This window comes from Okeania sp. SIO3B5 (assembly GCF_010692555.1).
GTDB lineage: Bacteria > Cyanobacteriota > Cyanobacteriia > Cyanobacteriales > Microcoleaceae > Okeania.
This window is the reverse complement of sequence record NZ_JAAHHG010000581.1, coordinates 1-6,042: the sequence shown is the minus strand read 5'-3', so window position 1 is coordinate 6,042 and position 6,042 is coordinate 1. Positions and strand designations below refer to the sequence as shown.

Genomic DNA, 6,042 nt, shown 5'->3' with positions numbered 1-6,042 from the left:
CGGTTAATGCTTGCCCTTTGGTAATGCCAATTCCAAGACTCAGGGATAATCCAGATTATTACTCTCAAAAAAAAGATTTGGTCAATACCAAAGACAAGTTTCCTGAGTATAAGCTAATTCATTCTCAAGTATTACAAGATTGCATTAAACGGGTAAAACTTGCCTTTGATAGATGGTTGAAAGCAGACAAAAATGGACATAAATTAGGGAAACCAAGGTTCAAAGGAAAAGGACGTTATCGTAGTTTTATTTATCCTCAAATCAAGCAAGACTGCATTCAAGAAAACAAGATAAACTTGCCCAAAATAGGCAATATCAAGTTGATTCAACATCGGCCTTTACCTGATGGGTTTCAAATTAAAACAGTAACTATTAGTCGTAAAGCTGATGGTTATTATGTGACTTTATCCCTAGAAGACAAATCAGTTCCAGCTTTAACAACTGAAGTAGAACCTACATTAAAAAATACTCTGGGAATCGATATGGGACTGAAGGAATTCTTAGTAACAAGTGAAGGAGAATCTGTCCCCATCCCTCAATACTATCGAAACTCTCAACAGCGATTAAAGACTTTGCAAAAACGTTTATCTCGTAAAAAGAAAGGTAGTAAAAGATGGTTAAAAGCTGTTAAAGCTGTTGCTAAACAACATAAAAAAGTTGCCGATAAACGTAAAGATTTTCATTTTAAAACAGCCAATGAGTTATTGTCAAAAGCTGAAGTTATCGCCCATGAAAACTTAAACATTAGAGGTCTAGCAAAGACTCGTTTGAGTAAATCAATTAACGATGCTGGATGGGGTCAATTTCTGTCTATTTTGACTGTCAAAGCCGGAAATGCTGGACAGAAAACCATAGCAGTGAACCCCAAAAATACTAGCCAAGATTGCTCAAATTGTGGTGAAAAAGTCGATAAAGAATTAAACATACGAACTCATTGTTGCCCGCACTGTGGCATAGTAATAGACCGCGACTGGAATGCAGCGATAAATATCAAAAATAGGGCGGTAGGGCATTCCGTCCTTAAAGCTCGTGGAGCCCGACGGAATACCGGGGCTGCGAAACGAGAAGCCCACACTATACCGCAAGGTTAGTGTGGGAGTATGTCACTTGAAAATACTTCATCAAAAACCAGGAGCTAACCAACCGCGCAGGAAGTAATAAAATAATGCCAAATATTCTTCCCAAACCTCTGTAGTTAGTAAAAGTGCTTGAGCATTAGGTAAAAAATCTGCTAGTACAAAACGATAGGAAGAATCTTCATAAGGATTTACAGTATTAAAATCTGTTGGAGCTGGAATAACCCTCATTCCTATGTCAGTAAAAGTTAAACTAGCACGACGAATATTAACAGCAGAAGTAACAAGAATAACTGCAGTATCTAAACCTCTTGCATCCAAAATTTCCCTTGTTTCAATAGCACTTTCATGCACAGTCCTGCCATCTGCTTCTAGAATAATAGCCCCTCCTGGAACACCCAATTCAACTAAAATTTTCTTGATATCTACAGCTTCAACTGTACTCTTATCATCTCCAATTCTCGGACCAGCACTTACTATAATATAAGGAGCTAAACCTTTCTTATATAGTTGAGAAGCATAAATAATCCGCTCCGCTGTTTTAGTAAGCTGAATTTGTATTCTGTCTGGTATTACTGGCTGAGTTGTTCCCTGACCTAATAATACAATTGCATCAGCTTTTTCGTCACAACAAGCTGATACAGAAACAAGTTCTATAGCATCTTCTTCTGCTTGTTGAGCTGCCCATACAGCAAATACTGGCGAGCTAGAAATTATCAGAACTATTAAAGCTGTAATAATTAGAGTTGGAGCTGGACTTTTTATCCCCCCGCCTGATATGAGAGTAGTGGCATAGATCAAAAGTATAATTGAAAAACCGAGCGGTTTAAAAGCAAAAGCCAGAAACCTAAAAACAGCAGCTCCTACTGGACTATCTGGTGCATAAAATGCCAGTATTAACAGAATAATTGAAAATACTAACAACAACTTAGATATCAAGTTTTTCTTATCACCATCAGTACTATCCCATAGTGACTTAATTATACAAATTAACAGTATTAAGAATACTATTCTTGTTAAAATTATCAGCATAATTTTTTGATTTTTGTCCTTAGAAAAGTTTGATTGTTTGCTTAATCAGCTAACTCGATTGATGCAGCCTTTCTCATAACATAAAAAATAAGGCGTTCCTGAATTATTATTTTATGATTTTTAGTGGTCAGTAATCAGTAGTTAGTAGTCATTAGTTAGGGTTTGCTGAAAAAATCTTATTAGTAAGGGTAGGAGTCAGGAGTCAGGAGTCAGGAGTCAGGAGTTAGGGGAACTATAGAGGAGGTAGGATAAAGAATTGCCCCTTAATTTTTTCGCCCTTGTTTCCTGAAAATGCACTCCTTTTTGAACTTGAGCAACCTAAAAGCTTGAACTTTTTTAGAACCAAAAAATGCTAAAGCCTTTATTTGGCAATGCTTTGATAATTAATCAGCAAAACCTAGTTATAGTTAGTAGTTAAAAGAAAAGCTCTCTTTATAACTTACTATTAATGCCTACTCACTCATCAGTTTAATACCTTACTTCAGCGAAGCCAAAAATAAAAATCAACTTATTTTATCGGTACTTTAAGTTGAGCGTTGATTGCTTCTGTCACTTTTTGGATTACTTTAACACGAGCATAATGTTTATCATCACCCCCAATTAAAGTCCAAGGTGAAGTAGGCATACTTGTAAGCTGAATCATTTGATTAACAGCTACTTCATAAACTTGCCACTTTTCTCGATTGCGCCAATCTTCTGCTGTGAGCTTATACTGCTTAAATGGGTCATTTTGCCGCTCAGTAAATCGCCTTAATTGTTCCTCCTGACTAATATGTAACCAAAATTTGACCAAAACATAACCTGCACTGGTCAATTGTGCCTCAAACTCATTAATTTCCTGATATGCACGTTGCCATTCTAACTCTGTAGCAAATTTTTCCACCCGCTCCACCAAAACTCGACCATACCAACTGCGGTCAAAAATACCAATATTTCCTGCTTCTGGCAACTGTTTCCAAAACCGCCAGAGATAATGATAGGCTTTTTCTGACTCTGTTGGTGCAGCAAAAGCATTAACTACATAACTTCGGGGGTCTAAATTATCCGTTAATCTTTTAATTGCCCCACCCTTACCTGCAGCATCCCAACCCTCAAATACTACCAGCACTGGGATTTGATGTTTGTAAATTTCCAATTGCAGTTTATTCAAAAGTGCTTGCTGCTTCCGTAGAGATTTTTTATACTGTTTTGGAGATAAACTTTGGGTCAAATCTACTTCAGCTAAAAAATCTGGTTCCCTTAATTTGAGTTGTTCTTGAAGAGGATTTCTGAGTGGTGCGGCCTGAATCTGCAGTCCATCTAAAGCTTGGTTCAAAGTTGAGGCCATTTCTGTCAGCACTTTTACTCTTGCCCAACGTTGAGAGTTTCCTTCTACCAATGTCCAGGGAGCAAATTCTGTGTTGGTATGAATCAGCATTTCCTCAGCAAAAGCAGTATATTTTTCATAATTTTTGGCTTGTTGCCAGTCTTCACTTCTAACCCGCCAAGCTTTTAAAGAATCAGCAGCAGTTTTTTTTAAACGCTTCTTCAATTCTTTTTTGCTCAGATGAATCCAGAATTTAGCGATCGCCACTCCACTATCCACCATCTGACGTTCAAAAGCATTAATTTGCTCTAATCTTATAGGAATTTCTGACTCTGACACTCTTTTAAATAATCGCTCTTCCAGGACATGAGTGTACCAGCTATGATAGAAACATCCAATTTGTCCCGCTCTAGGAAGTCTTTGCCAAAACCTCCACATAAAAGGATATTGTCGCTCTTGTGCTGTAGCAGGCCAAATTGGATGAACAACAAATCCTCGCGGGTCCATATTTCCTACTATTTGTTTAACTAAAGCACCTTTACCAGCAGCTGCCCATCCTTCTAAAACTATCAGCACAGGTAATTTTTTTTGCCAACAAGCTCTCTGTAGGGTTCTTAACTTCTGCATTAAAGCTTCGAGCTTGCTTATATAAGTTTCTTTATCTAGGGACAATTCTAAATCTAAAGTTTCTAACATCTCTCTTTTTTTTATCAAAATAATTGGGTTTAAAACCCCGCCTTTTAAGGCGAAATATACCAATGAGCGCTGGTATATTCACAAATTGCAGGAGAGGCCAAATAGCTAAAATTATTATATTATAGGCAATTTATTCCCCCAGATGAGCTGTTGCCTTCCGGAGCTGTTGCCTGCGCACAGCGCTATATTTTTGGAGCGAAGCTCAAATCCCCGTTACAAAAATCACTTCTGACTTCTGACTTCTGACTTCTGACTTCGTTAAACTGGTAAGGATAGCACTTTTGTTCCCCTCCTGGGAGCAGGACTGTTTCAAAGTATTGTAGATTAACGATTTAAGGAGAACGGAAGATGAGGGGATAGTGGAACAGTGAAATTTGCCAAAATTTGCCGATTTTGAGCGCCCATAAGCATCCCTTTTACTCTGACTAAAATGGTGAAAAGTCAACTTTTAATCATAAATTAAAAGCCCTCATCCCCGTGTCTCCGTGTCTCCGTGTCTCCGTGTCCCCGTGTCTCCGTGTCTCCGTGTCCCCGTGTCTCCGTGTCCCCGTGTCTATCGAGAATGAAACAGCCCTGCTCCTGAGAGGGGTTAGGGGTGGGTTAACTTCTGAGATTTCTGTGGCCTTAAATTAAGGCCAAGATTCTAAAACACATTAATTGCAACACTATGTTAAGTACAACACTTAAAAGCAAATTCCAAGCATATCTTCCCTTGAAGAAAGCACTCTCAAGAGTGGCACTCGGTCTAGCAACCCTGCTATTTACGGCAATCTTTTGTGCCGCAGCTCCCACTGCTTTAGCAAGCGAGATCGATGACTATATCAGTCAATATCAGCCAGTCATAGAAACATTGCATGGACTACAAGTAAATGAAAAAACAGTAACGATCTTAGTGACTAGCACTGGCTGCACGAAGAAAGAGGACTTCATAGCCGTATTGGACAAATACCAGCCTCCGACTGTCACATTCATCCGTCTGATACCCGATTTTTGTAGGGCTGCTTCCAGGGCTATTCCCATTACATTCTCGCTGCAGGAAGTGGGTGCGACAGAGTTCAAAGTTGCCAATACTGTTGACCCCAGCCCCAGCTTTTAGCCCGGCCCCAGATGGGGTGCATTTCAATCAAGTAAGGCTGCCACATTCGAGGAGCAGATATTGAGCTTCCAGACATTTGATGAGTAGCCCAGAAACCTGGTTTCTCCTAAGAAACCGGATTTCTTAATTCGGGCTTGCTGAATAAATCTAAAAGCATTGACATATAAAGGATTTAACCTTTTTTGGGCCTTTAAAAAGTGTCTGGTTTTCAGCTCTTCACCCTCAAAAAGTTAGTATTTTAGGCGCATAGTTGGGCAGAAAAATCACTCTTACAAAACGCCCGCTCCTACCTCCTCGCTCATTCCCTTTTCTCCTGTCTCCTGTCTCCTGTCTCCTGTCTCCTACCCTCACCCATAAGACTTTTTCAGCAAACCCTAATTCGATGCACCTCTTGTCCTAGTTCCCTAGGGCCAAGACTCAGTTAAAATAAGCCCAACTTATAAATTCTATTTAAAACCTTATGAATTAAACATCTTTACAAAACTAAATAAACTAGCTATATTATTAATAACGGCAAGGGAAAAAAGCACCCAAGCCGCCGTACCTCGAAAATTTCATACATACATAACAGCAATCATACATAACTATGACAACTACTTTACAACAGCGTGAAAGCGCTAACGTATGGGAAAAGTTCTGTAGCTGGATTACCAGCACAGACAATCGTTTATACATCGGTTGGTTCGGTGTATTAATGATCCCTACACTGTTAACAGCTACTATCTGCTACATCATCGCATTCGTAGCAGCTCCTCCTGTAGACATTGATGGTATCCGCGAACCAGTTGCTGGTTCCTTAATGTTCGGAAACAACATCATCTCTGGTGCAGTAGTAC

At 39.2% G+C, this 6,042-nt stretch carries 4 protein-coding genes and 1 pseudogene; 3 read left to right on the top strand and 2 right to left on the bottom strand.

Annotated elements, in window-relative coordinates; genetic code table 11:
• Positions 1–1,091: transposase (locus F6K54_RS38625; protein ID WP_293089426.1), on the top strand; the 1,091-nt coding region annotated here is incomplete at its 5' end.
• 30 nt (positions 1,092–1,121) lie between these two features.
• On the opposite strand, the gene F6K54_RS38620 is transcribed toward F6K54_RS38625, so the two are convergent.
• Positions 1,122–2,108: a YdcF family protein gene (locus tag F6K54_RS38620; protein ID WP_293089424.1), complete on the bottom strand. Its 987-nt coding sequence runs from the start codon at positions 2,106–2,108 to the stop codon at positions 1,122–1,124.
• Positions 2,109–2,616: 508 nt separating this feature from the next.
• Positions 2,617–4,110, bottom strand: coding sequence for a polyphosphate:AMP phosphotransferase (gene pap, locus F6K54_RS38615; protein WP_293089428.1), 1,494 nt, complete (start codon positions 4,108–4,110; stop codon positions 2,617–2,619).
• Positions 4,111–4,777: 667 nt separating this feature from the next.
• Between pap and F6K54_RS38610 the strand changes: the two genes are divergently transcribed.
• Both F6K54_RS38610 and F6K54_RS38605 read left to right on the top strand, forming a co-directional pair.
• Positions 4,778–5,206, top strand: coding sequence for a hypothetical protein (locus F6K54_RS38610; protein ID WP_293089422.1), 429 nt, complete (start codon positions 4,778–4,780; stop codon positions 5,204–5,206).
• Positions 5,207–5,792: 586 nt separating this feature from the next.
• Positions 5,793–6,042: pseudogene (locus F6K54_RS38605) on the top strand (photosystem II q(b) protein); the annotation flags it as partial.